This is a genomic window from Paenibacillus sp. GCM10027630, from assembly GCF_042676305.1.
GTDB lineage: Bacteria > Bacillota > Bacilli > Paenibacillales > NBRC-103111 > Paenibacillus_S.
In genome coordinates, this window is the sequence record NZ_JBHTGY010000097.1 from 175,542 (window position 1) to 202,414 (window position 26,873).

Genomic DNA, 26,873 nt, shown 5'->3' on the forward strand with positions numbered 1-26,873 from the left:
ACATTTTAGTACCCCATTTCTTTTAATAGCTGGGATAATACACGAAGTCGTTCTCCAATCATTTCTCCATCCTCACTAAGAGCCTGAGCGAACAGCTTAATATCATTATCAATCATGGGATTTTCTGTACAGACGGCTACACTCATAGCATCTCCTTGCAGCCCAATGCGGTCGATCGTAGTGTTATCAGGGTCATACATTTTCGGGAAACGATAGGCATCCTGAAAAAATAAGTTGCTCCTGCAAATCAAAATGGCAAGGTCAAGAACACGGTGCATAGGCAATTCCTCCGACTGCCTTGACCACTTCTCACCTGTGTACCTCCACACTTTGGCTGAGATATCGACCTTCCCTCTATCGTTCCACTGGGCCAATCCCAGGGATAATCCTTTTGCATCTGTGTTTCGAGCGTAACGGCCGTCAACCTGCTCATAATTTTCCGATACGACGACTGGTTTATGTTTTAAAGTTGTTGGGATTTTCATTTTTTCCACACTCTCCATTTTAAATTTTGAAAATTCTATTTTACTAATTTACTAAATTACTAATTTACTAAATATAAAACTTATTTTAGTCTGCATTTCGTCATCTGTCAATGCGGTTATTTGACCAAAAGTTGCCTTTACGAATAGGTATATTCTGTCCACCCACTATTAACTTATAAAAAAACATCCATAATACCGCTTCCAAATAAACCTGTATAGAAAACTGTGTAGTGTGCCAAATTAACATTGTTTCAATTACTACCTGCGTGGAGCACTCCTTCCATGTGATTTGGCATCGCTACAATGCTCAGTCAGAGAAATAAAAATAGACCGGGGCAGGTTGCACCGATCCACATATACCAGGTAATTGTTTCAAAACTCTTAGTCCCTTTAAAATGTTCTCCCCGATTTCTGGTCCTGTTCTAATCCTTTTATTTGGAATATCTTAAAATCCTCTTATACATCGTCTTATCCTTCAAAGTGTTAAAAATACTCATATCAGGTTGAGTGTTAATTTCCAGAATCCATGGCTTCATCTTAGAGTCAATTGCTATATCAACACCGAAAGCTCGCTTACTTTTATAACTTTTACCAAGGACTTTGCTCGCTACTACCCCTAATGTCACAATTCTTTGTACATATTGTTTTCTCGAGTCGCTTTTAAGATGTGTTTTGAGTAATGTTTCTATAGGTAAAGGTGTGCCTCCTGAATGATAGTTAGTTACTATCTTTTTAGGCTTCGCTAACCTTCCAATAATTCCTGTCGGAACCAATTCTTTATTTCTGTTCTTTTGTACCATAACTCTAATATCAAATGCTCGTTTGTTATGTTTTAACAAATCAATACCTTCCTGAACAATATACTTATTTTTAGTGAATAGTAGTTGATGTGAGTCATATAAAGCGCCAATTGAGCTGAAAGATTTCGAGGTGGTCCCGCTTCTTAACGAATAGCCATTATTGGTTTTGGTTAGTTTATATATCCCATGGCCTCCTGTACCCTCATCAGGTTTTAAGTAAAGTGATTCGTATAAACTTATCATTGTTTTTATATTGGATTTAGTGGCTAATCGAGTATCAGGCAAGTATGCGTTTATAGCATCAAATTTTTTCATGAAGTTATGTTTCCCCAACTTACCCATTTTGTACTTAACCTTTTTCACATCATCAACCTCCTGCATCTTCACCAGATTAATATATGTGCACAAGTAAGTGTCAGGTACAGGCTAGAGTTGGTTTTAAAAACTAATTTCATAAATTCCGGTTGAAGCCCCCTCGAACTATTTTCAAAAAAGCATGACATGCCCAATATCCGATTGAGCTTGATCATGCTTGGTTATATTCAAATATTTGTTTAATTCTTGTATAGCGTTATAATCAATGTATATTTAATTAGAACTGGAAGGATGTTGATTATGTTCTCAAACATTGTATTAGCCTATGACGGTTCCAATTCTTCGAAAAAGGCACTGGAAAAAGCAATCGAGATTGCAAAAATTAATGATGCAAAACTTGAGGTTGTTCACTCTCTCCATAACCGTGCTGCTATACTTGGAGAAGCAATATTTACACCTTCTGATGATTATGAAAAGGACTATTTGGAGCATACGCAAGTAATAATAGACAAGCTAAACGACGAACTGTCACCTATTCCAAATGCAAAAGCGACACTACTTATAGGTAATCCAGTTACAACTATTTTGAATTATGCTTATGATATATCAGCTGATCTGGTAATTGTAGGCAATAGAGGGCTATCTGATGTTAAGGAATTTTTCTTGGGGAGTGTAAGCCATAATTTAGTCCAACATTCTAAGATTCCTGTGCTTGTGATAAAATAATACAATCATACTCTGACATCCCGAGCGGATGTTTTTTTAATTATGCTCCAAAATGCTTCTCCGAGCCAGCATCTTAAGCTTACTATGAAATTTGCCTTTCGCCATCATTTAATGGTATCCTGTACCTCTCCAACAATGCTTATAAAACAGAACAAGTGAGGATGAAATCAATGAAGAAAGTAGTTATCTTAACAACTATGTGTTTATCTTTATTAGTTGTTTATTTCCTCCATAGGAATGGCTTGAACTTCAATACTTTTATTACTTCTACTGAATTATTCGTTGTTTCTTTAATATCAGGCGAAATTTGGAATTATATCAATAATCATCGTAATTAATTCAGGTTATATGTCCCATTTAATAGAAAATTAAACCTCATTCATCATAATCCAACAAATTTCTACTCTTAATTAACACATTCCTTCATTTATGCATTATTATATATAGAGGAGGGATGTTGAATTGCCGCGCTTACTTTATGAATACATCTATGTGAATATGTGGATTTTATTTTTTCTTACTCTAATGTGGACTAATGATGGTCAAATATCTGTATTTGAAGGATGTTTACTAATTATCATTTCTATTTCAGGCATTGCCCTTGTAGCTAAAAAGCAACTTCGAACACCAAATAGTGCTAAATTTCGAAAGCCCTTTTAGGAGCTTTCTTTTTTATTTGTTCTTTTCTAAGGGAATGTAATGATTATTGGAACTATATCCCCCGTTTAGGGGATTTTGTATATAAAACTCCCATGCTAAAATAACAAATAAAAAACAGAGTGGCAGTAGCAGGAGTGGATTTAAAAATGCCGTATTATGAATTTAAAGAGATCTGGACACCGCTTAAATTGATTGGAATACGTTTCTTTAGAGATGACCAAGAGAGAAAATGGGTCAAGTTTTTCGGGAAACCAAGGCGGTTACTTCGTTAATCCTTTGGGCCGCCGGTTATTACTTACTTAATCTATAATTGCAACACTTAATTTTTGTCTTCCGAATTGTCTCGCTTCTTTTAAATCATCAAAATAAATATCAATGTGGCCTTCTGTAATTCGACTCCCACGATCATGACAAATATATGTATGATCCAATTCTTTAATATAAATTTCGGTTCCAAATGACATGGATTTGGGACAAGCTGCTGTTATTCCTTCTTGAACTTGATTTCCACTTGCTGTAACGCCGTAACCTTTCTGACCTTTCTTCTTTTGCGTACTTTCATATCCTGATGTAAAAGCTGTTACTGAATAGGTCTCATAATTATTCTCATCAACCTTTTGTTCTTCTTCCGAAGTAATACTTTGGGAAGCATTGACTACTTCAACTGCTTCATTATTCTCAATAATAGTTGCCGACATGTCCGACTGATCGACGGTAAATGGGTTTAAGGTGTCTATTTTCGCTTCTCTTGCTTGAGACGCACTAGTGAAGAATAATGTGCTGCTCAAGATAATTATGACAAGAGAACGCTTCTTAAATGAAGTCATAGCATCTCCAATCTTTGTTGTGATTTTGATATTTTATAGTGCATTTGATGATTATAAACATAAAGCTCCCGTAATTTCATTAGAAAATGTACCCATTTCACCTCACTCAAGCACAAATTAGCCAATATCATCCAAATTTCAACCATCAAAAATAGGCATCCATTGTTAAGATTTATTATGGGTTAAATAAAAAAGAGATGCCCCTAATACGGGCATCTGCTTAGATAATTTTACCACAATAAATTTGGCTAATTTTCAAATGTTAAACTTCTATACTAAAGATTATTTTGTCTTTGCTTATAGCTCCTAAAACCAATTGTTTATCTAGCTCCTCTTGGTCGACAACTTGATAACCCTTATCGTTAAAAACATCGTTATACGTTTCAGATGAATGAACTACAAAGTATGATTTTTGATTTTCTCTTGAAAGCATCTTTGAACGATCAATAGCATGTTCTCTTGTCATTAAATGTTATCCTCCCCTATTACTTACACGTGTTCATCCATGCTTTTTCCCCAAATTCCTCTCAAATCTGAAATTTATTATCTTTTAAACTTCTCACCATTTTCATCTAATATTTCCACAACATTTTGAATTGGAATTTTAAGAATGAAGCAGAGTCTTTCAATGGTTTCTAAAGTGACAGATTCACCTTTGCGGACTTTAGCAAGAGTGCGTGAAGAAAAGCCATGAGATTCGATTAACTCTTTAAAAGTTACTCCGTCCTGCTCTATCACTTTCAAAAGTGGATTGAAACTTATCATATTTTCACCCCAATCAACTACCAATAAATCCCATATTCCGACTCTAGCACATTTACATTAGTAAAGTCAATGATAGGCAGTTAATTTAATAGAGTATAGCTGTCAATATCAATGTATAAATCTTATCGTTTTGGAAAAATTATCTTTAGACTATAAGGAGGGATACGAATCAATGCCGAAAGAAAAAATCAATATAGAAACGGACGGAAATCCAGAAACGGTTTATGAAGATACAGCTGCTCATGAGCGAACTGGATTTATGGTTGAAGATACGAAGCAAATTAGCTATGAAGATGTAAATGATGATGTAGTTGAAATAAAATATTAACATACGGTTAAATACAAGAAGAGCAAGCCTCCAATAACACGGAAGCCTGCTCTTTTGCATAAATGTACGGATCGATAGTGTAAGGCTTCATAAATCCTCTTCATGTCAACAAAGTTCTTGCTGAGACAACGGAACAAAATGGGCGCATTATCCTATCGATGGATGGCGTTCAGCCTGAAAAAGAGAATGAAACGCTTTTAATTAATTTGGCAATATGGTAATTTAATCAGACAAGGAGGATGCCATGAAAACAGCGAGAATGTTCTCCATACTTATCTATTTATTGAAGAAAAAATTAGTTTCTGCCGATGAACTAGCCAATGAATTTGAAGTAAGTAAAAGAACGATCTATAGAGATATGGATGCTCTATCAGCAATCGGAATCCCTATTATTTCTTATCTAGGAAAAAATGGTGGTTTCACATTAATAGATAACTATCAATTAGATAAATTTACATTTACCGAAGAGGAAAAGAAATTTTTATTAGAAGGTTTAACATTAAAAAGTGAGTTATTTGATAACAATCAATTATCCGTGCTACAAAGAAAAATAGAGCTTTTGAAAGAAAATAAGGAAGAATTTCATTCTAATATTACAATAACATCATCCACATTACACCGAGAATCGATAGAAGAAGAAACCAAATTGAAGTTAAAAAAAGTACTCTCTATTATTGATGCGGGGCATAAAATTTGTATTCAGTATGTGTCACAAACAGCCAATATTTCGAGTAGAATCATTCAACCTTTAAAATTAAATTTTATGAATGGTAGTTGGTATTTGGAAGCCTTTTGTGAAGCCAAAAAAGCTTTAAGATTATTTAAATTGACTAGGATAAGAAGTATGGAGGTCATACTTGACAATACTCGAAATGTTTATACGGTGGAAAATGAGTACTTGGCTCCTAAGTCCGTTAAAGTTGAGGAGATTATATTGCTGTTTTCCGAAAGTGAACTTGGTAAGTTATACGATTTTTTTACGGAAGATGAAATGTCAATCCTTGAAGATGGGAGTATAAAAGTAACCTTTCATTATGACAGTGCTAAAAATGTATTGCCATTTCTACTCATGTTTGGCAGGCATGTAAAGATATTATCTCCACTATGGCTTAAACATGAATATAGGAATGAAATTAAATTTATTTATGAAAGCTGACAGACTGTTGTCATAATATGAATGTTATATTTTCTATATTAAAACTAGTAGGAGGAAATATACATGCATGCAGCAGTAACTGAAAAGCTTATTTATGGCAAAAAAATAAGAACCAATAATCAAAATACAGACAAAATACTTAGTCTGTGGGAAGAATTTCTTCGTTTAAATGTAAAAGGTGATATCTATGCTGTTTATAATAATTATTCAAGTGATTTTACAGGTGATTATGATTTGCATATTGGTTCTGAAGAGAAATATATTGATGAAAGTAGTGTCCTCATTCAAGCAGGGAACTACCATGTTGTAGAGGTGGATAATACCGACCCACAGGGCGTCTTTCATGCTTGGGTGGATATTTGGAAAAGTGATATTAGAAGAGCCTATACAACTGATTTTGAATTCTATTCTAAAGATGGAAGTATAAAAATATTTCTATCCATTTAATCATGAATAGGAAAAAGATCCACAACCCTTTGTTGTGGATCTTTTTCTGTCTTTAATAACAAATTATCGATTGCGTTGTAACACCAAATATCCGCTAAAACTTGACGTTTTTCCTGGAACACGATCTTAATACCGATTTCATGCTCTAATAAGCAGTTTAAGGCATTGATAAGCAATCCATTGGGAACCAATATAAATCTACAGGGTTGAGTACTTCCAATAACACGAGCAGCAATAATCCTGCGTGCTGAACCGGGGTTTAGAGGGGGTTTCTTGTCTTGAGAAAAAATGGAATTTACTTAACAGTTAGTTAATTATGCTGTCGTAGTTTAAACATCCTAAAAGTAGTCAAGTAACGACAACTGTATTCGAGCACCTTTTTATCTTCTTTCTGCTACTCTATTAAAAAAGCAGGAGGAAGAAGGTAGCCTATGACAGATTTTCTAATGTTGCCAATCATGATGATTGTTATTGGCTGTGTTGCGCTTGCAACCATATTCGGGCTACGGTCCATTCTTAAAAAGTTTGAAAAGTAGGTCCATCAAATTAATCTGTCCATAGGCTTCAACAGAGCACTCCAGCATTCAGGTGTATCTTTAGAGTTATTGGCATATAAAGCTCGTAAATACTTTGACACGTTGTTAACCTGATCTTCTATCAAAACCTCCTTTATTTCGGAAGCTTTTACTGGCACCGTATTATTTATTATGCTCTTGAAGTCACTTAGCGGTAGAAAAATAGCCGGACTTTTCTTGTATGTACAATGAGTTGGAAAACGCGGCGAGCTCCCCGAGTCGTACTTGGATAACTTACCTGCTGAATAATGCTGCAATAACAAGGAAAATGCATCGAATTCCAGAACAGCAAACGCTTCATCCGGCTCTCTTCGAGCATAAGTATCCACCATTTTTCGGCAATCCCTTAAGGTTGGCCACAAAAAGACATGCCGATCGAGACAAGCTCGAAATTGTTCCTGTGTTACTCCGGGTGCTATCATACTGTCAGGAATTCTTAGGTGAGCATTGATTGTAATCAAATAATTATTATAGTCCACTTCCTTGGCCTCTGTTCGTCGAACTCCTGCAAAGTGGGGATGTAAGTTATAACTGGATAACAAAGCATTGAAATGTGCAATAGCCGGTAAATTCTTTGCTCTAGTAAAATGGTAAAGGGACCTTCTGCCTTTTGCTTTCGTTATAGCAGCTATAATGGCTTCAGCATTATTCATGACCTCACACCCTCGCATCTATTTTGATTTTAGTAGGATTTCAAAAAAAGCTTCATTTCAAACAAAATCATTACCAACGTGTTGATTTCATCACAATATGAAAGAGGAGCGGTTCATGGGCAGTAAAAATTAACCAAAAAAGCAGTCCAAAACTGGAAAAACGTTTTGGACTGCTTTTTTGCATTATTGTAAATGCTAAATCTCTGTTAGTTGGCAGCACTTACTTTTTCTGCTGAAATAATTAAGAACATGGGTCTTCGATTTTCGTCTTCCATCAATGAATTGTTCTTCAGCATTTCTTCGGATGGCATAGGTTCCTTAATGGCGTTTATTGCAAACCCGGCTCCAATTAAGTCATTGATATAGGTGGAGATTGTACGATGATATTTAATTACATTGTCTGTTAAAAATGATGTTTTCCGCATTCCCTCCGCTTGATAGTTATCCACGGGCCAATGCAGACGGTTTCCTTGATCATCGAGATACCAATCTTGTTCATTTCGAGAAGTAAATATAGGATGTTCAACTGAAAAAACGAAAGTACCTCCTGGCTTCAGACAATGATGCACTTTTTTGCAAATGAGTTCAAATGATTCGATATAATGGAAAGCCAATGAACTGATGACGATATCAAATTGTGAAATTGAGAAATCGATATCTTCAATCGGCATTTGTATATATGAAATTGCAGAATCATCTGTTTGTTCACGAGCCATTTGAAGCATTTTCTCGGAAATATCAACACCTACTACTGAACTTGCTTGTTGTTCACGAGCGAATCGACAATGCCAACCAAAGCCGCAGCCTAAATCAAGCACACTTTTATTCCGTAATTCCGGTAGTAAAGATTTGAATACATGCCATTCTCCAGCACCTTCAAGTCCTTGGATTGAACGCGGCATTTGCTTGTAAGCTGAAAAGAAATTGGAATCATCATATTTATTTTGTTTCATCAGTTATGCCTCTCCTATCACAATTATACCCGTAACTTGTCTCTTCTATATGTAGTCTGTAATTCACTCTCATTATAAGTGGAAAGCAGAACCCCAATAATCATGCCCCGCATTATTTTTTTCAACACGTCATCCTATTCCACTATATATCCCTTTAACTAGCTGAGCTGTTTCCACTTTTGTTCTAACGTTTGCGGAATATAGTTTTCCATTTGATTTAAAAGCTCCATAGGTTCATTGGAAACGTTTATCAGACTGAGATGTGAGGAATTGGAGAAGCCTTCATTAATGCTGTATTTAATCAGATTCATTAAGGGATCAAAATAATTTCGGATATTAAGAATGCCTACCGGTTTTTTATGTATACCTATTTGTGACCAGCACAGGACCTCGAAAAGCTCTTCATATGTCCCAAAACCGCCGGGTAAAGCAATGAACCCATCAGCCAGCTGCCCCATTGTAGCTTTGCGCTCATGCATATTTTCTACTTCTATTAACTGAGTCAGCTCTCTATGAACCACCTCGCCCTTGAACAATCCTTTAGGCATGACCCCGATAACTTGACCTCCGCCGTTCATGACGGCATTAGCGATTTCACCCATTAACCCGATTTTAGATCCACCGTAAATTAATCGATAATTATTTTGGGCCATGTAAGTACCCAGCTCAGCAGCTTTAATTTGATATTCGGGATGCTCCCCTAAATTCGATCCTGCAAAAACACATATTGATTTCACATTTTCATCTCCGGACTATATATAGTTATCTTTCATTGTATAATATACTATATGTTGAATTATAAATCATCCTAAAGATCAAGGAGTGCTATAAAATGGAAATTAATGATGTTCAAACATGGATTAAACATTTTTATGGAGAAAGAGGCTGGGCCAGCTACAGCCCTTTTATAAGAGTTGGATTTCTTATGGAAGAAACAGGTGAGGTTGCACGAGCAGTCCGATCTTATGAAATCGGTAGAGATCGCCCGGATGAATCCATCCAATCCAAAGATCAACTAAGGCAAGACTTAATTGAGGAAATTGGAGATGTTCTGGGCAATATTTCATTACTGGCAGATTTGTACGATATAACTCTAGAAGAGGCTTTTACCGCACACAAACAAAAGCTGCTTAAACGATTCAACTTATAGATAATGATTTCGTCAAGTCAGATTTCGTTATAAACAAAATTAGAAAAATACACTCTTCTCGTTAGCTTAGCGTTCCCACATGAGAGTTACTAGCTATGTCTTATTTTGTGGCTCTCCAGTTTTCCATTTTGATCGAATTGCAGAATAAGTAAGCTGTCATCTACCCCTAACCCCGCTCTCCCCAAGTAGTAAACATACTGGAGAGCAGGTTCTTCCAGCTTCTGTTCTGGCTCCCCTAATAAGCTAATAATTTCCTTATCCGATTTCCCTATAAGTTCGTGTTTATTTAACAAATCATATACCATACTATTTCGTTTCTCGGGATCATCTAACCAACTCACTGAATTGAATTGATTTTGACAAGAACAAAGAAATAGTATGGACAGCAAAGTGAGCAATATCTTCTTCACAATTTGTCCCCCTTTCGATTTCAATAAGCAGTCTTATATAAAAGACATGAAATGGGGAGAAATTGTTTCATTCGTTTGAACGATTGTTAGTCTCACTAGGTCGATGGATGTGCTGTTTTACGCCTTTCTTTTAGTAAAAAGGTCAAGGGTACAGCAAGCACACAAATAATCGTAGCCGTCATAAAAACATCCTGCACACCCAAGGTCATGCCTTGCTCTTTCACGAATTGGGCGCTTGCTTCCCCTCCTCCAATCAGCTCCTTCTGGTGAATCAAAGACCTGGCAGCAAGCAAAGAACTGAATATCCCGATAGACAATGCACCCGTTGCTTGGCGCACCCAGTTGGTTACAGAAGATGCGTGTCCGGATTTTTCTTTAGGAATCGAGGACATACCTGCGTTCATAACGGGCATAAATGCCAAGGCAATTCCCATGTAACGAATCGTCATCCAAACCGCGACATACAGATGTGTAGCCTGCAGCGAAATATGACTCAGCTCCCAGGTCGATATGATCAGCAGTGTGATACCGCCAAGAATCAGCCAGAAAGGGCCTGTTTTCGCATATAGCTTTCCAACAATCGGAGATAAGAAAGCCATAATCAAGGAACCGGGCAACAACACCAATGCCGTGTTCAGAGCCGTCGATTGCTGGATATCCTGCAGGAAAACCGGGATTAAAAAAGTGCCTGAATATAAAGAAACAGTTATAATACAATTGATTATTAAGCTGTATGTAAAGCGATTTATTTTAAAAACACTCAAGTTCAGCAGCGGTTCCTTCAAGGAAAGCTCTCTACGAATAAAATATACCAATGTCGCTGACCCAACAATGAGAAAAGTTAGCGTTTTCCATGAGGTCCAACCCCAACCGTTCCCTTCACTAAATGCCAAAATAATGAAAGAGCTGCTGATTAGAACTGTTATAAAACCGGGTAAATCGAATGTTTTAGAGTGGCTTGAGCGCTGATAAGGAAGGCATTTGAACGCAACGACAACAGCTGTGATCCCAATCGGCAGGTTAAGGAGAAACAATGATCTCCAACCCAAGTATTCGGTGAGCCAACCTCCCAATGTCGGTCCAAAAGCCGGAGCCAGCATGGAGGATAAACTCCATAAGCTCATCGCGAAAGCCTGTCTGTCCTTTTCAATAAATTGATAGATCATCGTCATCGTTGTCGGTATAATTAAGCCGCTGAATACCCCTTGCAGTATCCGAAACCATACTAGCGATTCGATATTCCACGCGATCGTACATAAACCGGAGAATAGCGTAAACCCCGATAGGGAACATATATACAAACGTTTATAGCTCCAACGGTCACCAAAATAGCCGACAACTGGAGCAACGACCCCAGTAGCCAGTAAGAATCCGGTAATCATCCATTGAACCGCGCCTAACTCAGCATGAAAATCTTTCATAAATACCGGAAATGCAACATTGATCGTTGTGGAACTAAGAATGGACATAAAATTCCCGAAAAAAATAGATAAAATAATGAACCAAAATGATGAATTTCTTGCTGCCTTGTTAGCCATTATTTCCTCAACCTTCCCACCACAAAGTTTACTTACTACTCAGATATCTCAATCATCCTATTTATCCAACAGATTAGCGCACAAAAATGGATTTATTTGTATGTAGTTGTATGATGCAACTATATCATGTATTATTGTATAACTACATACCCAAATGTCAACAGCCTACAAAGGAATGATGAAACAATGGAAGAAAAAGATCTGGAATTGATCGATTATGAATTAGTAATTCTTATACGTCGTGCCACTTTGGATAAAGAGCTGGGAGGGTTAGACCGATCAACCTATACGCTTCTCACACAGCTGTCCAAGAGTGGACCTATAGGCGTTAAGGCATTAGCTGACGAGTTTAGTCTCGATATATCAACGATAAGCAGACAAACGACTGCATTGGAAACCAAGGGGTATGTGCAGCGATTACCAGACCCAACGGATGGAAGATCCAGTTATTTTCAAGTTACAGAAGAAGGTATGCGAAAAGTAATGAATGCCAAAAAAGCCCGGTTAGCCAGGCATGCTCAGTTATTCAAGGAATGGTCCGATGAGGAACGCCAAAAGTTCGGGGAGCTGCTGGCTAGACTGAACCGGACGTTTGTTGAGTAAGCAGCAGCCAAGGCGTTCACACGGGCTACCTCGCGTAAGCCCAACGAAGCTGCCGAACCAGATCGGCACTTCGTCCTATGAGTGATGTCCCTCTTATGACACAAATAAATGATCCCAGGGGAGGTTAGCCCAACTGTCGGAATGCCATTACAAACGATATCAATGATGCAACAGTAGCGATAGTCCGCACATGATTCCAAGCCACCCAGCTAACGTTGTATTGTGTCCATACATCAGCGCCTTTAGTACTAATGGGATCCACAGCTGCCAACGCGTCGTTCAGCGGCACATTGAACACGAGAGTAACTAAAAAGGAGCCGATGAGGTAGATCAGGCTGCCTGCGAGGAGATAAATCGAACCCGCTTCGCCCCATCTGAAGAATGAGGTGATAGCCAGAACGGCACACGCCAAAGCCGTACCAATAAATACTACGATAAACACCGTGTTGAGTATAACGACATTGATTGACTGCATGGCTGCAATACCTTGCGCCGCTGGGAGTCGCGCAAGGGCGGCCATCACGAATACGGAAAAGGCAAAGAAAATGCCGGCGATCAATCCTGAGCCTAGGGCCGAGAAAAAGGTCAAGCTACTTAACATGCGATCGCTCATCTCGAACCTCCCCCCAGACGCCAGTCGCCGCTGTGTCTCGAGCATAATCGGCAAAATCTCTTGGCTCCCGACCCAAGGCACGCTGAACACCGTCTGTCAGGTGGGAGTTGCGACCATCCAGCACCTTAGTGAACAGATCGGTCAGCAGCGCTATGATATCATCCGGTAGGTTTTGCTGTGCCAGCTCATACGTGAACTGCTCCGCTGTGAGCTGCAAATAGCGGACGTTTCCGCCGCTTGCCTTGGCAATTTCTTCGGTTGCTTCCGCGAAAGTAAGCGCACGTGGACCGGTCAACTCGTATAGCTGACCGACATGACCGTCCTCAGTCAAAGCCGCGACTGCGACATCCGCAATATCCTCAGCGTCGATGAATGGTTCCCTAACATCTGCGACCGGGAGAGCGACTGTTCCGCTGAGTACCGACTCCAGCAGGAAGCTCTCGCTGAAGTTCTGGCAGAACCAGCTCGCCCGCAAGATCGTCCAGTCAGCTCCCGATTCCTGCAACGCCTGCTCGCTAAGCTGAGCCTCTTCTTCGCCTCGACCGGACAACAGCACCAGTCGCTTGACCCCATGGTCCACTGCAAGTTTGGCAAAAGCACCAACCGCTGCTGCTGCACCCGGAAGCGCCAGGTCAGGGTAATACGTTATATATACCGCCCCTACATTCCTCAACGACAATTCCCAGGTGGACGGGTTCTCCCAATCAAAGGATGGTTCGCCCGTACGGGAACCAATCCTTACCGGCAAGTCACGCGCCATCAACCGCTCAGCCACACGACGACCGGTCTTTCCTGTCCCACCAAGAATCAAAATTGGCTTCTTTACATCATCAACTGTTTTCATACTTGCATCATTGTTCATACTGATCTCTCCCTTATAAATAATTGTTTGCGCAAGCAAATATTAATCTAAATAAAGAATGATTAATCATTCAATATTTTCTAATTGATCACTCACCTTATATAGGTGAAGTGATAGGTCGTCGCCTTCCTTTTCTCCTAATAATTCGGAGTATCGTTTACGAAGGTTATTCCAGCATTCATTGATCGTTTCATCCATCGCTTTCCCTTTATCCGTGGCAAAAATAAGCGATAACCGTCCTTCTACTCGGCTAGTGATCAATCCTTTGATGACAAGCTTCTCAATAAGACGGGTCACTGTAGAAGGTTGAAGATGGAGCATTTCACCTAACTCTTTTTGTGAAATCCCTTCCTTTTCAAAAACAGCCATTAATAAAAAAGCAGAAGTTGGTGACAAACCACTTGTAGCAAACTCATCCTCTGCCATTTTGCTAATTACTCTTCCCAGTCGATTGGCAGTGAAGTACAGACATTCTTTCAAATAGATCCCCAGCACGGTTTCAGCCTCATTCCATAATAATTGCTTGCGCATACAAATATAATACATTTGCAAAAAATTGTAAAGTCCATTTTTTCTTTTCCCTTTACAATTTTTTATTATGGCTATCCATTAGTTCATTTAATTGCATATATCGATAACCATTGAGGAATAGCAGCCATCGGGTTTAACTTCCAATCACATAATTTATCAAGCTCTTCACGCGATCTGGTATCTCTTTGATCACTTGATTCATCTACCCAAAATGTACCATCCTCTGCATACATTTCTTCTACATGCTTAATGTTCAAGCCTGATGAAATAACAGCATTCATTATATCCTGTATCCGCCATTTGTAAGTTGGTATTTCTCCGAAAGGACCTGTTGAGTCATATGGCTTTACTACCGTTATCTTCTCTGTATCTCTTCCCAACGGTCGCATAAAAGGGTGAATGTCAAACATTATGTAACGACCATTGTTATTTAGAATTCTTTGTATATTGCTGTACATGGAATTCAAATCATTAATCCACACATGGACGCCATTAGATGTAAATACAAAGTCGTATTCACCGCTTTTAATTTTGCTTAACTTCATAGTATCATCGCATACAAATTCAATATCCCAACCATGTTTGTGGGCTATATTAGCGCTATTCTCCAATTGTTTTTCCGATATATCGGAAGAGGTTACTTTGGCTCCCATCAAATGAAAAGCAAAAACTGCGTGGTTATCACCGCTTGAAGGAACAAAAATTCGTTTGCCTTCCAAGTTTGGACATGCCTCTTTTATCATTGAATACGTGGTTGGATGAAAAACTGATTCTGGATGTTTGATTATTTTTGAAATTGCTTCATCTGTTCTATATCTTTTATACCAATTACCTGACCATTGATTCCAACTATCTCTAATTACATGGATATGATTTTCCATTAAAATACCCCGCTTCATTAATTTTTATTGCTTTAGTTTACCTTTTCCGCTTCAGATTCCCATTGTTCTTTACTGCCAAGGTAAAAACTAAACACTGTTGGGGAGTCCTCTCTACGTCCATCTGCGTAACCCGTACTATGACTTCTTGTGCTTATAGAATGTATGGTTTCCTCATATTGCCCCGTTTCCGTAAGTTTACCGTCTCTGCCAAGATAGAAAACACTCACGGTACCTGCTTTCATCGGGGTGGATGTTTTTAGCTTTCCGTTAGCTGGAATGTGGTACACATAGGTACGATGTTCTTTTTCGAGCGGCTGAGACTCCGGCTGACCAAACGTGACCTCAACCCAGCCGGTATAACCTTCTGAGACGATATATTTGTGATGTTCGGGCGACATGAATACCGTATATCCACCGATTAAGCCCAACAACACAACAACGATGGCAGATAGAGCAAGCAATACTTTCAATCCCATCACCCTTCTGAGTTAATTTCTATGAATGCCCTTATTGCCCACAACTTCTTAATTCATCTAAACCGATTAGTGCAACGAGACCTCCGATCCAATCCCAAAGCCTCGACCTAATTGAGTAATCGTCCTTCGCTATGTTAATCTCGCTTCATCTTGAAATCTCCTCAAAATTTCTTCAACCGTTTCTTCAGCTGTCAATTCAGATGAATCTAACCACATTCCAAGTCGGGGTGTCTCATTTCGCAACAAATTGTCCAGCCCTTCCACAGTCCAAGCACCATATCCTTTTTTAGAACGGGCAGCTTCCCTCTGTTTCACGACTGTTGAATTTGGACAAAGCACCACAACATAGAAGGGACGACTTTCGATGAAGGAAATAAAATCGTTTAACATAGGACCAACTACAACATCCTGAACGATTACTGTAAATCCAGCTTGAAAATAGGCATCTGCAGAGTGTGCGGCCAGTCGATATCGAAGCCGCAATTGATCCAGCTCGTCTTCACCCGCGTTCGGCTCTACCTCTTGGCGGTTATTAACGATCATTCTCCGAAAAATATCTCCCCGTAAATGCACTGATTGTTCAAACCGTTCAGAAAGCAACTGGGCAACTGTCGATTTTCCACTCGCCATTATTCCTGTAACTAGAATAATGTCAGGACCTTCTTTTAGCATAAATTCATCACTACTTTCTTATTTTTTCTAAGGGGAAGTTTGAGCCCTGTTCAGCAGTCTAACACCTATAAGCCAAACGGCCACCCCGGTTCCCCATAATATCAAGGCTGAGCCAAAACCGATAACTGCCCACCAAGCCATGATTTGATGATGCCCCAAGGTAACTCTCAGCGGTAGAGCTATCATTGTAAGTGTCGCAAGTAAGCAAAGGAGTGTACCTGCAATATAATGAATCTTGACCCGGAAAAGATGCGCCAGCGGAAAGAAATGTGCACCGACAATAAGAGCCATCATAGGGATAAACAAATCCGGGTGATCGGTAGAATCACAAATTACAGCCGCCGCAGCAATCAACACCCCTTCTATGCCAAAAACTATACCAAACCACATACCCTCACGTTTCGAACGGCGGGCATCTGCCACCTTGTCTGTTAATCCTCGTGAATTCTTGATCAATGTAATTCCGCCATAAAGCAGCATGATACCGATTATCAAGGATAGGGCCAAAAGCCAGAGCAGTCCCCAGCCCTGAAGTCCTCTTATTCCAATTCCAGCCCATAGAGTACCAAAAAACGCCATGAAAATAACACCGGAAGCTGTCCCTCGCACAGCTGCTCTGGGAATGATGTTTTGCGACATATGATGTACACCCTCCTTGAATAGCATTTAAATGATGCCGAAGTTCCCTGGTCAATTATAGTGCGATAGCTTCATTTAATAATGAATTAGACGCTAAAAGTAAGGATAATGTTACTTCTTATTACCCCTTTTGTTTAAGGCTGCCGCGGCGCCTGCTCATCAAACTTCTCCTACTGTATAAACAAGCCATCTGTTATAAAATATAATCAAATTCAATTTCGTGGCGAATTGGAATGCCATCAAATCCAATCAGTGGTATGGATGGTTTTATTTTTCGGGCTTCAGTGATAGCATTTTCATAAACAGCCTTAATGTTAAAGCCTCTACCGCAATCCTAGATTTCCTCCCCAAAACAAGCTGATTTTTCCTGTAATCCCCTAGAAAGTTTGCCTCTCAAATTTATTAGCCACTCAGGTTCGTTGTTCCATTTTTCGGCTATGGATCTTAGAATGCGAACATATGCGTATAAATTAGCAAACCGTCTACATGCTGGTAGGAAGGACGAAATATCATGAGCGACATCATATTCAGTAAGGTACCCGTCCATGAAACATTTGCTCTTATGGATGAAATCTTCAGCTGGGATATAGTCACGCAAACTGTCAAGCGCTTTCTCAATATCCATCACATACCAGTGATACATAGCATCATCAAAATCAATAGCATGGCAAGACTTAGTTTCTTCATCAAAAAATACATTGTCGTATTCGAAATCATAATGAATAAGTCCGAAATTGTTGTTTGTTACTGGGCGCGATAAGAAATATTCTTTGAGTAACGTGGCTTCCTTCAGAGCAGCTGTTTCTTCTGGATAGTCCATTAAGTGATCCTGAATCCAATCCAAAACATCGCTATATGACCATCTTTTGGTTTTAATAGGCGTATACTCACTTGATAACTGATGCAATTTTCCTAAAGCTTTCCCATGGTTGAAAACAATGGAATCACTAAAATCCGTTTTGTTCATCTGCACACCCGGCACACGTTTAAACACGGAAGCATAGAAATTTCCCCATGGTGTATGAGCTTCTACAAGCTCCTCTCCATTTTTAGAAGCAACTGATTCTAAAGCTCCATAGTGATTGGCACGCAAATAAGAGATAAAATCAAGTTCTGCCAAAATATTTTCTTTACTCTTCTCTTCTTTAGGGGCAAACCTTAAGAACTGAGTCTTACCTTCACATTTAAACGGATACATTGCATTTGAGGATATTCTGTAATACTTGAACATATCGATGGACTCTTTTTCATATTCCCAATTTTTCAAAAGCATTTCCGCTAAATTCACATCATTGAACAAATATTTCAATTTTAACATCAACACAACTCCCTACTCTGTTTTTTTAATCATACTCTTTCGAATGGAGCGGTTATAGGGAGAAGTTGATTGAAATAAAATACCCCTTTCGGTGCTTGCAGTTTCACATTACTGTATGCCATCTCGACAAAATAAAAAGGAGCTGCTGCTAAGCAAGCCCCTCTACTCTCTTATGCTCATTATGGCCTCTTCTTGTCCATTTTTGTAGAAGCTAACGGCAGTCCTATAAATTCACAATATCGTTGAGCCGTCTGCAGAATACTCTCTTCCCTGTCTTCATGAGATTCAAATAAGTTGAACTCGATATCAATGCCTTTACTCTTGATCGTTCGTTTCCAAGTGCCGGCTACTTGACCGTCAATGATAAGGGTGGGCATAAATACACCGTTGCCGCCAGGTATAATATGGTTTGAATATTCCGCCTTTAGCACTGCACTTCGGTCCTTATAGCCAAGCAGATGCTCATCATATCCCGGAAGCAGGTAGACGGTTGATTCATCATCGGTAGACCCCGTCTCTGAATTCTCGCCTTCCCAGTATTCTTGATAATTTAACTTTCCCGACACCAGACGGGATCGAACAGCTTCGACCCCCTTTCGGGCATCGGTTAGTGTGATACCTGCCCACCAGGCAAAATCCTGTACAGTTGCAGGTCCGTGGCTGGTAAAATATTTTTCTGTAAGCTTGGCAAGCGCTTCACTCATTGATAATTCTTTGGCTCCAGGTGCCCACTCATCCAGCAATACAAAGGTTTGCTGCTTGCCCTCCCTTGGCCCCATACAGATGAAACCAGACTGAGCAATGTACCATAGAAGATGATACCCCCGCTGATTATTCGTGCTGATCCCTGCTTCCTCAAGTAAATCCATGAGAAGGGGCCGGGATATTCGCTTATCCCCACGCAAGGCGTCGCACATAATCTGCTTACTCTGTTCAATAATTTTCTGATTAAGCTCCAATTGCTCCAATCTTCGATTATCCTGCGCCAAAGTTCGTGCTGCCGAAAGCTTCAACATCCATCTCACATTCTCGGGCGGTACAAAATGAATCGTTCCGCGCATCGGCCAAGTCAGAATGATCTTACGATCTTCTATGCTTTGCTCGATATCCGCAAGGGTCGATGATTTCATTCTTAAACCGATTGCCCATAGGGCTTGATGATAATCCTGTGCCTGCATGGCGCCAAGCTGCTTCACGACTTGCTCAGGCTTGTCGAGTCTCCCCCCGCTTATACGCAAATGGGACAACCGCCGATAAGGAATACTTTGTTCTATCATGGACTGCCTCCTAACAGAGATTCTATGCTCATATAGTTACAATAAATAATTTCATAAATACAATCGTATCGAAGCAGTCAAGTCGCTAACCATTCCTCCGATTTCTTCAGGTGTCATTTGAAAATCGTTTAACGTCCACTCTATTAGCATTAAATGAACGATAGCGGACAATGATTTGTGAGCATACAATCGGTATGTATCATCTACTACGCTTTCTTCTGGAGCTTTTTTTATATGAACGAACAGCTCATCGAAGGAATCACTAATGCTCTTATGAATGAGTTGCCTGATCTTGCGATCTTTTGCAACGATATTGTGGATCAGCGAGGAAGGAACATTACTTCTCCAATTGCGAAACAGGGCAACCAGAACCTCTTCATTGATGGCAGACAGCTCCCCGAGGTCCTTCCATAAGCCTTTCATAAGTTCTTCCAAATAGTCCAGTAAAATTTCATCCTTGCTTTGGAAATTACGATAAAAGGTTTGCCTTGCAAGCCCCGCCCTATCCGCGATTTCGGTTATGGATATGTGTGAATACTCCTTCTTATCCATGATTTGAAATAATGCCGTTCTAATCCATTCCTGCGATTGCAGAGCTAATTTACCTGACTGCTCGGTCAAAGTGTGACACATCCTCATATCTGTCTATTTTCACGAAAATCGCCTCAACAAGCATTGCATGAAAAAAGCTTTTATATTAGTATAACAAACATAGCTTTTATTGATAATGATAATCATTTAAGCGTTTATGGATTTGAAAGGGGATCTACTGTTGTTAAGATCAAAACTAGGGATGGCGTTAACGTTACTAATCATCATGTCTTTACTTATCTCAGCATGCGCTAATCAAAATCCAGTGAAGTCAACCGAGGGAAAGAGCAATGATGCCACAAGTCGAACTATCAAACATGCGATGGGTACAACAACTATTACTGGAACGCCACAACGCATTGTGGTTTTAACTAATCAAGGCACTGAATCTTTGCTAGAGCTAGGCATTAAACCTGTCGCTGCCGTTAAATCGTGGATTGGCGAGCCATGGTTCGATCATATCAAGGATAAAATGTCCGGTGTGCAAGTAATCGGGGATGAGACGCAGCCCAATCTTGAACTAATTGCCAGCTTGAAGCCGGATCTCATCTTGGGAACGAAGGTTAGGCAAGAGAAAGTGTATCCGCAGCTTTCCAGTATTGCACCTACCGTATTCACCGAAAATCTCGGCGACAGTATGCTGGATAATTTCAAATTGTATGCACAGGCTCTGAACAAAGAATCCGAAGGAGCAGCTATTCTGGACAGCTACAACCAAGCCATTCAACAAACCAAAGCTGCTCTCGGCGATAAAACGAAATTGCGCATTTCATTGGCTCGATTCCAACCCGGGAAAGTACGCGTATACTACAAAAATAATTTTGCAGGCGTTATCCTTGATCAAATAGGCTTTGCTCGTCCTGAAGCACAAAACAAGAACGATTTCTCCGCAGATATTTCAATGGAGCAAATAACTGTACTTGATGGAGACGTATTTTTCTATTTCACTTCCGACCGTGAAGGTGAAACCGGCGCTACCAAAACGACCGAAGAATGGCTCAAAAGTCCTCTGGGACAAAATCTCAACGTCGTAAAAAAACAACGGGCCTTTAGTGTTAATGAACCGATATGGAATACTTCCGGCGGCATCATTGCAGCAAAGCTGATGCTTGAGGACATTAAAACCAGATTCGATAAATTGAGTTTATAGTTTATATGAAAGCTTTCATCTGTTGGGGTCGTTTTCTCATGGATGAAAGTTTTTTTATTTTATTATTGAGTTTATCATAGTCATGAGTTAAAAGCCCTCCATCCCAAAAGGATAGAGAGCTTAGTTCTATTGCCGTTTATTGTTTAGTTCAATCTTCCCTTATTGATTTTTTTCCTCATTTCCAACATGACCGCCGAGATGCACACCAAGCTGACCTACATGATCCCCAAGATTGCCCCCAACATGCATGCCTACGCCATGATCCTTAAGATTTCCACCTGCATGTACTCCCGCTCCATGCCCCCCGAGATGACCACCGAGATGAACGCCAGCACCATGATCCATCATATGTCCGCCCGCATGTACTCCCGCTCCGTAACCTCCAAGATATCCGCCGGTATGAACACCCATACCCTGATGTCCAAGGTGTCCACCTGCGTGCACTCCAGCTCCATGCCCTCCAAGATGACCACCGAGATGCACACCAAAGCCATGATGGCCGGCATGATGCCCTGCATGATGTCCTCCGCCTGGATAGTATTGTGTTGGGTAGGGATAGGAGTACGGATAGGCAGAATGAGCGTGTTGACCATGCGGGTGCATGTGAGGATTCTCTTGAACTGGCATCATATTAGGTTCTGGATTCACCATAGGGGAATTTCTGTCGGTTCCAGGTCCGTCTTGCTCCATAAACATTTTATGGCAATACATTTTATCCAAACGAGGAATATTGGCTATGCTTCCTGGCGCTAAGTATTCGGAATTTTGAATATGCGGGTTCATAGTTTCCAAAATAGGTTGGGGTACATTGTACATTTCTGCAAGAGTCCCGATTGTATCCCCTTCATTACATTGATGTTGAGTAAAAAATGTGCCATTTGTGTCATTATTCCCTCTAAAGAAAAACGGTGAAAGAAAGAAATAAGGGGTAAATCTGCGTTGAGGAATGAAAGCCGGGTGTTCAAAATGGTCAAAACCTCCGTGTCCAAATCCTCCATGTCCAAAAGCTCGCTCCATATACAGTTGACCTCCTAAAGATAATATAGTCATTTGCCCCATTGTATGGGCTTCCGTCTATATTGGTTCCCAATTATTGTGAAATGGGCTAAACCATACCTGAATTAACCGAAAAATGTTTGATACAAGAGATAGACATTTAAACCAACTATTACAACAGCTACCATCCAGGCCATAATTTTTAACCATTGCGGGTTCACAAATTCACCCATTTTCTTTCGATCATTTGTAAATTGAATAAGCGGGATAACGGCAAAGGAAAGCTGCAAGGACAAAATAACCTGGCTTAAGATAAGGAGCTGTGCCGTTCCGCTCTCTCCAGCAATGGCCGTAACTATAACTGCGGGAATAATCGCTATTAGCCTTGTAATTAATCGACGCAGCCACGCTGCAAGACGAATATTTAAAAAGCCCTCCATTACGATTTGTCCTGCCAAGGTTCCAGTTAAGGTTGAGTTTTGACCTGAAGCGAGCAAGGCTACCCCAAACAAAATGCTTCCAAGTGTTGTTCCAAGCAGAGGCGTAAGCAAATGATAAGCTTCCCCTATTTCTGCCACCTCTGTCATCCCTGCCTTATGAAAGGTTGCAGCGGAAATAATAAGAATCGCTGCGTTAATGAAGAGCGCAACAAAAAGAGCTATGGTTGAATCCCAGGTTGTGAATTTTATCGCCTCACGTTTGCCCAAGCTTGTTTGTTCGTATTTTCTGGTTTGCACAATGGAGGAATGAAGATACAGATTATGAGGCATTACCGTTGCTCCCAAAATACCAATTGCAATATACAGCATAACAGGATTTGTTACTATTTCTGTACTGGGAACGAACCCCCTCATAATCCCGCCTACATCTGGCTTAGACAGGAAGATCTCTATCGCAAAACACGCCCCTATCGTTACTATTACAACAATTACTAAAATTTCGATATACCGAAAGCCTTTGTTCTGCAGGAGCAAAACAATCAATACATCCAATGCTGTAATAATTACGCCATATATTAAAGGAATGCCAAAAAGCAAATATAAGGCTATAGCTGATCCGATAACCTCTGCCAAATCGCATGCGGCAATTGCCAATTCGCATAATACCCATAACACCATAGCAACCGGTTTACTATAATGGTCACGGCAGGCTTGAGCCAAATCTCGCCCAGTTACTATACCGAGCTTTCCAGATAAAGCTTGAAGCAAGATGGCCATCAGGTTAGACAACAATATGACGGATAACAAGGTATAGCCAAATAGTGAACCACCTGCTATATCCGTAGCCCAGTTCCCCGGGTCCATGTAGCCTACCGCAACCAAATACCCTGGACCGGCAAATGCAAGAAATTTCTTTAACCACGATCCTTTTTTCGGTATCTGAAGACTTCTGTACACCTCGGGGAGAGTTGGTTTCGTTCTTCGATTTCTCCATCCTTTCTCCGGTTCCAAAGACACTGTCGATCCATTTTCATTCATTCTTCTCACCTCTTGAGTTTTATTGTGATCACGACCAATTATTTTGCACAAGGGAAACTTTTAGCGCAAAAAAAATAGTGACATTGGATAGTCAAGTTTCCTGCCAATAACATTTTTTACTTGACAATGTTATCTTAAGAAAAATACTATGTGTCACTATATGCACTTATGTATGGTTTGTTAACCCATTTTCCCTGAATCAAAAAATACTCAATGAGCTTTCATCGCTTTTACCATAGCTGAGAGCTTAATTATCGTTTTCCAATTGCGTGCTGTCTGGGGAACAAGCTTCTGAAATTTTTTAGGCAGCTTGGAATCAAGCAAGCTTTTACGATACAGGACATAAATTTCTCTGCCCTCGATATAATATTCGTCATTCTCATAATCAACATCAGGCAGTCTGTCGAGCTCTTCCTGCGTAGGAGCTTCTTTCAAAAGAATAAGGTGTATACTCTCCCCATCGGATAAGGAGTCTGGCGCAAATGGACTATTTTCTATAATCTGCTGCAGCTCCTTGTCGGTTCTTAACATGACGCTGATCGTAAAACCAAACACCGTTTTGATTTCATTCTCAATACGCAATTGAAGCGTTTCTACACCTTCCTCCGACTCGAACAAAACATTACCGCTATTTATATACGTTTGCACTCGTCCAAATCCTAACGCTTCAAACATGGTTTTCAATTCACTCATTTTTATCATGTTATGTCCACTCACATTAATGCCGCGTAAAAAAGCCATATAAATTGTCATTTCTGTACCTCAATTCTTAATTTAAAAGGCTAATCTCAGTATTTCCAATTATAACCTTTACGCACTCCAATAGGCAAAATATAAGAATAATGTTCCAAACAACAGCTAATAATAGGCTGGACTATACATTTGGAGGATAAAATGGACAATCAGGAAAATAAAACCGAAAGCCTCACATTAACCAATAGGCAAGGCCACCCAATATCGGACAATCAGAACATTCGTACCGTTGGGAATCGAGGCCCCTCTACACTTGAAAATTATCATTATATTGAAAAAGTGTCCCATTTCGACCGGGAACGGATTCCCGAACGGGTCGTACACGCTCGTGGCGCAGGAGCCCATGGCTACTTTGAAGCTTATGGTAAAGCCGGCAATGAGCCTGTTGCCAAATATACACGGGCCAAGCTGTTTCAAAAAGCCGGAAACCGCACTCCGGTATTTGTCCGGTTTTCGACGGTTGTCCATGGCGGACATTCCCCCGAAACTTTACGTGATCCTCGCGGCTTCGCTACAAAGTTCTATACGGAGGATGGCAATTGGGACTTAGTCGGTAATAACCTTAAAATTTTCTTTATTCGTGATCCGCTGAAATTTCCCGACATGGTTCATGCTTTCCGCCCCGATCCCGTGACGAATCTATCAAATCCGGAACGAATGTTTGATTTTGTGTCCAATTCACCGGAAGCCACGCATATGATTACATTTCTTTTTTCGCCCTGGGGAATACCGGCTAATTACAGACAGATGCAAGGCTCAGGTGTAAACACCTACAAATGGGTTAACAAAGAAGGACAAGCCGTCCTCGTGAAATATCATTGGGAGCCGCTGAAGCAAGAAATCAAAAACCTGAAGCAATCGGAAGCCAATGAAATCCAAGGCAAAAACACCAGCCACGCAACACAGGATTTATATGAAGCGATCGAACGAGGAGATTATCCGGAGTGGGAGCTTTGTGTTCAAATCATGAGTGATGACGAGCATCCAGAGCTGGATTTCGATCCACTAGATCCTACGAAGCTATGGGATCACGAGCAATTTCCTTTCCTGCCGGTTGGGAAAATGGTTCTGAATAAAAACCCGGACAACTATTTTGCTGAAGTAGAGCAAGCTGCATTCGGTACAGGCGTGCTGGTAGATGGACTCGATTTTTCTGACGATAAGCTTCTGCAGGGACGAACATTCTCCTATTCCGATACACAGCGCTACAGAGTGGGTACCAATTATCTGCAACTGCCTATCAATGCTCCAAAAACTCGAGTTGCTACCAATCAACGAAGCGGGCAAATGGAATACATGATTGATAAAGCACCCGAGCAAAATCCTCATGTCAATTATGAGCCGTCATCATTAGGGGGATTGAAGGAAGCAGCACCATCGGGTATAGAACATGAGCCTGCCTACAATGCAAAGCTCGTGCGTCAAAAGCTCGATCGGACCAATGATTTCAAGCAAGCCGGGGAAACGTTTCGGAAATTCGAGGATTGGGAGCAGGATGAATTGATTGGCAACTTGGTGGACGCCCTGAATGTGTGCGCACCCCAAATCCAGAAGCAAATGATTGAAAACTTTACTAATGCAGATCCCGAATATGGCCGCCGCGTTTCCGAAGGACTCTCTCGATCTAAACAATCCGATCATCTCGTCTCCAAAGATGCTCAAGAAGGAGCAGCAATCGCTGAGCACTCTGGGAAACGAAGCGATGGTTATTAACTGCAAAAGGGGCTGTCCCAAAAGTCATTTTGAGACAACCCCTCCACCATTTTATCCTGAATAGATGGTTGCAAAAGAGCCCTCAATTCCACTTTTATATTGAAGGTTTTTTTGCATATTCTTGTGTATTCTTAGTGATGAATAAGATGAGGTCGCTTTCCAGCGCGTACTCATTGCGGGTATCGGGTTCGTGGCTCATGGTTCGTGGTTCGGTTACGGCATTGCATGGCCGTCTGGCGCACACCGTGCAAAATTATCAGGAAAATGTCAAGTTAGTTACTCCGAAAATAGCGTTCCAAGCCTTATAGCTGGAATTCCTCCTGCTAATTCTACGTATTTTGGCTGATATCCAGCATTTCACTTATATTAGAGTCAGTTTTTCCAGTTAGATTGATTTCAGGCGATATCCACGCTGGATTAGCGTTATAATTTCAGGCTGTCGAATTAAGCGCTTTCAATATCTCTCAAATTTTAATCCATACACCCTATTTCTCAATAGTGTTCTCGCAAAGCTCAATCTAGGTGTTAAAAG

General features: G+C 40.3%; 31 protein-coding genes. 8 read left to right on the plus strand and 23 right to left on the minus strand.

Annotation, left to right across the window (positions count from 1 at the left end; genetic code table 11):
* Positions 1-5: 5 nt before the first annotated feature.
* Together ACFQ0C_RS37450 and ACFQ0C_RS37455 are read right to left on the minus strand one after the other, a co-directional pair.
* On the minus strand, positions 6-485 hold the full coding sequence (locus tag ACFQ0C_RS37450; RefSeq protein ID WP_258216139.1) for a DUF6530 family protein: 480 nt from the start codon (positions 483-485) through the stop codon (positions 6-8).
* Positions 486-916: 431 nt separating this feature from the next.
* A complete protein-coding gene (locus ACFQ0C_RS37455) occupies positions 917-1,648 on the minus strand; it encodes a YheC/YheD family protein (RefSeq protein WP_379374825.1) in 732 nt (243 codons plus the stop codon).
* Positions 1,649-1,900: 252 nt separating this feature from the next.
* Here ACFQ0C_RS37455 and ACFQ0C_RS37460 point away from each other — a divergent pair, with 252 nt between their 5' ends.
* On the plus strand, positions 1,901-2,326 hold the full coding sequence (locus tag ACFQ0C_RS37460) for a universal stress protein (RefSeq protein ID WP_258216137.1): 426 nt from the start codon (positions 1,901-1,903) through the stop codon (positions 2,324-2,326).
* A 959-nt stretch (positions 2,327-3,285) separates the two neighbouring features.
* On the opposite strand, the gene ACFQ0C_RS37465 is transcribed toward ACFQ0C_RS37460, so the two are convergent.
* The 3 genes from ACFQ0C_RS37465 to ACFQ0C_RS37475 all read right to left on the minus strand — a co-directional run bounded on the left by ACFQ0C_RS37465 (position 3,286) and on the right by ACFQ0C_RS37475 (position 4,602).
* Positions 3,286-3,813 carry a 3D domain-containing protein gene (locus ACFQ0C_RS37465; RefSeq protein ID WP_379374827.1) on the minus strand — a complete coding sequence of 176 codons (528 nt, stop codon included), beginning with the start codon at positions 3,811-3,813 and terminating at the stop codon, positions 3,286-3,288.
* Positions 3,814-4,075: 262 nt separating this feature from the next.
* Complete coding sequence (locus ACFQ0C_RS37470; protein ID WP_379374829.1) at positions 4,076-4,279, minus strand: hypothetical protein; 204 nt, start codon at positions 4,277-4,279, stop codon at positions 4,076-4,078.
* Positions 4,280-4,356: 77 nt separating this feature from the next.
* Entirely contained in the window at positions 4,357-4,602 is a 246-nt protein-coding gene (locus tag ACFQ0C_RS37475) for a helix-turn-helix domain-containing protein (RefSeq protein ID WP_379374831.1), read from the minus strand.
* A 148-nt stretch (positions 4,603-4,750) separates the two neighbouring features.
* Here ACFQ0C_RS37475 and ACFQ0C_RS37480 point away from each other — a divergent pair, with 148 nt between their 5' ends.
* The 3 genes from ACFQ0C_RS37480 (at position 4,751) to ACFQ0C_RS37490 (ending at position 6,509) form a co-directional block, all read left to right on the plus strand.
* Positions 4,751-4,906, plus strand: a complete 156-nt coding sequence (locus ACFQ0C_RS37480) for a hypothetical protein (protein ID WP_258216133.1) — start codon at positions 4,751-4,753, stop codon at positions 4,904-4,906.
* 244 nt (positions 4,907-5,150) lie between these two features.
* On the plus strand, positions 5,151-6,062 hold the full coding sequence (locus tag ACFQ0C_RS37485) for a helix-turn-helix transcriptional regulator (protein ID WP_379374834.1): 912 nt from the start codon (positions 5,151-5,153) through the stop codon (positions 6,060-6,062).
* A 63-nt stretch (positions 6,063-6,125) separates the two neighbouring features.
* Positions 6,126-6,509: a GyrI-like domain-containing protein gene (locus tag ACFQ0C_RS37490; RefSeq protein WP_379374836.1), complete on the plus strand. Its 384-nt coding sequence runs from the start codon at positions 6,126-6,128 to the stop codon at positions 6,507-6,509.
* Positions 6,510-7,050: 541 nt separating this feature from the next.
* Here the strand turns inward: ACFQ0C_RS37490 and ACFQ0C_RS37495 are convergent.
* From ACFQ0C_RS37495 to ACFQ0C_RS37505, 3 genes are all read right to left on the minus strand, one after another.
* The gene (locus tag ACFQ0C_RS37495; protein ID WP_379374838.1) at positions 7,051-7,737 is read right to left on the minus strand and encodes a DUF7002 family protein; all 687 of its coding nucleotides are present in this window, start codon (positions 7,735-7,737) and stop codon (positions 7,051-7,053) included.
* Between the two features lie 206 nt (positions 7,738-7,943).
* A complete protein-coding gene (locus ACFQ0C_RS37500) occupies positions 7,944-8,690 on the minus strand; it encodes a class I SAM-dependent methyltransferase (RefSeq protein ID WP_258216129.1) in 747 nt (248 codons plus the stop codon).
* A gap of 158 nt (positions 8,691-8,848) precedes the next feature.
* Positions 8,849-9,427 carry an LOG family protein gene (locus ACFQ0C_RS37505; protein WP_258216128.1) on the minus strand — a complete coding sequence of 193 codons (579 nt, stop codon included), beginning with the start codon at positions 9,425-9,427 and terminating at the stop codon, positions 8,849-8,851.
* 95 nt (positions 9,428-9,522) lie between these two features.
* On the opposite strand from ACFQ0C_RS37505, the gene ACFQ0C_RS37510 reads away from it, so the two are divergent.
* On the plus strand, positions 9,523-9,840 hold the full coding sequence (locus ACFQ0C_RS37510) for a MazG nucleotide pyrophosphohydrolase domain-containing protein (RefSeq protein ID WP_379374844.1): 318 nt from the start codon (positions 9,523-9,525) through the stop codon (positions 9,838-9,840).
* A gap of 89 nt (positions 9,841-9,929) precedes the next feature.
* Here ACFQ0C_RS37510 and ACFQ0C_RS37515 read toward each other — a convergent pair whose 3' ends face one another.
* Together ACFQ0C_RS37515 and ACFQ0C_RS37520 are read right to left on the minus strand one after the other, a co-directional pair.
* The gene (locus ACFQ0C_RS37515; protein WP_379374846.1) at positions 9,930-10,250 is read right to left on the minus strand and encodes a hypothetical protein; all 321 of its coding nucleotides are present in this window, start codon (positions 10,248-10,250) and stop codon (positions 9,930-9,932) included.
* A gap of 95 nt (positions 10,251-10,345) precedes the next feature.
* Positions 10,346-11,788, minus strand: a complete 1,443-nt coding sequence (locus tag ACFQ0C_RS37520; RefSeq protein WP_379374849.1) for an MDR family MFS transporter — start codon at positions 11,786-11,788, stop codon at positions 10,346-10,348.
* Between the two features lie 186 nt (positions 11,789-11,974).
* On the opposite strand from ACFQ0C_RS37520, the gene ACFQ0C_RS37525 reads away from it, so the two are divergent.
* Positions 11,975-12,391, plus strand: a complete 417-nt coding sequence (locus tag ACFQ0C_RS37525; protein WP_379374851.1) for a MarR family winged helix-turn-helix transcriptional regulator — start codon at positions 11,975-11,977, stop codon at positions 12,389-12,391.
* 124 nt (positions 12,392-12,515) lie between these two features.
* On the opposite strand, the gene ACFQ0C_RS37530 is transcribed toward ACFQ0C_RS37525, so the two are convergent.
* The 10 genes from ACFQ0C_RS37530 to ACFQ0C_RS37575 form a co-directional block, all read right to left on the minus strand.
* Entirely contained in the window at positions 12,516-13,004 is a 489-nt protein-coding gene (locus tag ACFQ0C_RS37530) for an anthrone oxygenase family protein (RefSeq protein WP_379374853.1), read from the minus strand.
* Positions 12,982-13,866 (minus strand): NAD(P)H-binding protein, encoded by an 885-nt coding sequence (locus ACFQ0C_RS37535; RefSeq protein WP_379374855.1) that lies wholly within the window; start codon positions 13,864-13,866, stop codon positions 12,982-12,984. The genes ACFQ0C_RS37530 and ACFQ0C_RS37535 overlap by 23 nt, the downstream gene beginning before the upstream one ends.
* Positions 13,867-13,932: 66 nt before the next feature.
* The gene (locus ACFQ0C_RS37540) at positions 13,933-14,292 is read right to left on the minus strand and encodes a MarR family winged helix-turn-helix transcriptional regulator (RefSeq protein ID WP_258216121.1); all 360 of its coding nucleotides are present in this window, start codon (positions 14,290-14,292) and stop codon (positions 13,933-13,935) included.
* Positions 14,293-14,480: 188 nt separating this feature from the next.
* Positions 14,481-15,278, minus strand: coding sequence for a class I SAM-dependent methyltransferase (locus tag ACFQ0C_RS37545; RefSeq protein WP_379374859.1), 798 nt, complete (start codon positions 15,276-15,278; stop codon positions 14,481-14,483).
* Between the two features lie 32 nt (positions 15,279-15,310).
* A complete protein-coding gene (locus ACFQ0C_RS37550; RefSeq protein WP_379374861.1) occupies positions 15,311-15,748 on the minus strand; it encodes a DUF6843 domain-containing protein in 438 nt (145 codons plus the stop codon).
* A gap of 135 nt (positions 15,749-15,883) precedes the next feature.
* A complete protein-coding gene (locus ACFQ0C_RS37555; RefSeq protein ID WP_379374863.1) occupies positions 15,884-16,426 on the minus strand; it encodes an AAA family ATPase in 543 nt (180 codons plus the stop codon).
* Between the two features lie 27 nt (positions 16,427-16,453).
* Complete coding sequence (locus ACFQ0C_RS37560) at positions 16,454-17,065, minus strand: hypothetical protein (RefSeq protein WP_379374865.1); 612 nt, start codon at positions 17,063-17,065, stop codon at positions 16,454-16,456.
* A gap of 334 nt (positions 17,066-17,399) precedes the next feature.
* Positions 17,400-18,383: a phosphotransferase enzyme family protein gene (locus tag ACFQ0C_RS37565; RefSeq protein WP_379374867.1), complete on the minus strand. Its 984-nt coding sequence runs from the start codon at positions 18,381-18,383 to the stop codon at positions 17,400-17,402.
* 179 nt (positions 18,384-18,562) lie between these two features.
* Positions 18,563-19,660, minus strand: a complete 1,098-nt coding sequence (locus tag ACFQ0C_RS37570) for a winged helix DNA-binding domain-containing protein (protein ID WP_379374870.1) — start codon at positions 19,658-19,660, stop codon at positions 18,563-18,565.
* A gap of 51 nt (positions 19,661-19,711) precedes the next feature.
* Positions 19,712-20,281 carry a TetR/AcrR family transcriptional regulator gene (locus tag ACFQ0C_RS37575; protein WP_379374872.1) on the minus strand — a complete coding sequence of 190 codons (570 nt, stop codon included), beginning with the start codon at positions 20,279-20,281 and terminating at the stop codon, positions 19,712-19,714.
* 151 nt (positions 20,282-20,432) lie between these two features.
* On the opposite strand from ACFQ0C_RS37575, the gene ACFQ0C_RS37580 reads away from it, so the two are divergent.
* Positions 20,433-21,401: an ABC transporter substrate-binding protein gene (locus tag ACFQ0C_RS37580; protein WP_379374874.1), complete on the plus strand. Its 969-nt coding sequence runs from the start codon at positions 20,433-20,435 to the stop codon at positions 21,399-21,401.
* A gap of 159 nt (positions 21,402-21,560) precedes the next feature.
* On the opposite strand, the gene ACFQ0C_RS37585 is transcribed toward ACFQ0C_RS37580, so the two are convergent.
* The 3 genes from ACFQ0C_RS37585 to ACFQ0C_RS37595 all read right to left on the minus strand — a co-directional run bounded on the left by ACFQ0C_RS37585 (position 21,561) and on the right by ACFQ0C_RS37595 (position 24,628).
* Positions 21,561-22,418 (minus strand): hypothetical protein, encoded by an 858-nt coding sequence (locus ACFQ0C_RS37585; protein WP_379374876.1) that lies wholly within the window; start codon positions 22,416-22,418, stop codon positions 21,561-21,563.
* Between the two features lie 104 nt (positions 22,419-22,522).
* Complete coding sequence (locus ACFQ0C_RS37590) at positions 22,523-23,875, minus strand: Nramp family divalent metal transporter (protein WP_379374878.1); 1,353 nt, start codon at positions 23,873-23,875, stop codon at positions 22,523-22,525.
* A gap of 210 nt (positions 23,876-24,085) precedes the next feature.
* Complete coding sequence (locus ACFQ0C_RS37595; protein ID WP_379374880.1) at positions 24,086-24,628, minus strand: DUF1697 domain-containing protein; 543 nt, start codon at positions 24,626-24,628, stop codon at positions 24,086-24,088.
* A gap of 141 nt (positions 24,629-24,769) precedes the next feature.
* Here ACFQ0C_RS37595 and ACFQ0C_RS37600 point away from each other — a divergent pair, with 141 nt between their 5' ends.
* The gene (locus tag ACFQ0C_RS37600) at positions 24,770-26,341 is read left to right on the plus strand and encodes a catalase (protein ID WP_379374882.1); all 1,572 of its coding nucleotides are present in this window, start codon (positions 24,770-24,772) and stop codon (positions 26,339-26,341) included.
* Positions 26,342-26,873: the final 532 nt, after the last annotated feature.